1 protein-coding gene is annotated in these 1026 nt (G+C 67.1%); it reads left to right on the forward strand.

All coding sequences use genetic code 11. The features are described 5' to 3' along the window. Positions 1-1026 (forward strand): murein biosynthesis integral membrane protein MurJ (gene murJ, locus BIS11_RS18480; RefSeq protein WP_253586850.1); only part of this gene is annotated, 1026 nt, incomplete at both ends.

A 1026-nucleotide genomic window follows, 5' to 3' on the forward strand; every position in this document is an offset into this window, starting at 1 on the left:
GTCTCACCGCGCTTCTGGCGCTGATCACGGCCCTGGCCATGCTGGCCGCGCCCTGGCTGATCTGGCTGTTCGCCCCGGGTTTCGGGCGCGACCCGGAGAAGCTCGCGCTGACCGCGGACATGCTGCGCCTGACCTTCCCGTATCTGCTCTTGATCTCGCTGACCGCGTTCTCCGGCGCCGTGCTCAATACCTGGAACCGCTTCGCCGTTCCCGCCTTCACGCCGGTGTTCTTGAACCTGTCGCTGATCGGCGCGGCGCTCTTTCTGATGCCGCTGATGGAGGAGCCCGCCATGGCGCTGGCCTGGGGGGTGCTGATCGCCGGCATCGCCCAGCTCGCTTTCCAGGTGCCGTTTCTCTATCGCCTCGGGCTTCTGCCCACGCCCTGGCCCAACTTCGCCCACGACGGCGTCAAGCGCATTCTCAAACTGATGGCGCCGGCGCTGTTCGGGGTCTCGGTGTCCCAGATCAACCTGCTGCTCGATACGGTGCTGGCTTCGCTGCTGGCGGCGGGCAGCGTCTCCTGGCTCTACTACTCGGACCGCCTGGTGGAGCTGCCGCTCGGGGTGTTCGGCGTGGCGATCGGCACGGTGATCTTGCCGGCCCTCTCCAAGCGCCACGCCGAGCGCTCCAGCGAGCACTTCGCGCGAATGCTCGACTGGGGTATTCGCATGGTGCTGCTGCTCGGTGTGCCCGCCGCCCTGGCGCTGGTGGTACTGGCCGAGCCGCTGCTGATCACGCTGTTCCACTACGGCGCGATGACCGACAGCGACATCCAGATGTCGGCAATGAGCCTGCGCGCCTACGCCGTGGGGCTGGTGGCCTTCATGCTGATCAAGGTGCTGGCGCCGGGCTTCTTCGCACGCCAGGACACCAGGACGCCGGTCAAGGTCGGCATCATGGCCATGGTGGCCAACATGGTGTTCAACCTGATTCTGATCTGGCCGCTGGCTCACGCGGGGCTGGCGCTGGCCACGGCGCTGTCGGCGTTTCTGAACGCGGGACTTCTCGGCTACCTGCTGCACCGCG

Origin of the sequence: Halomonas sp. 707D4, from assembly GCF_024158685.1 — a bacterium.
In the GTDB taxonomy this organism is placed as follows: Bacteria; Pseudomonadota; Gammaproteobacteria; order Pseudomonadales; family Halomonadaceae; genus Vreelandella.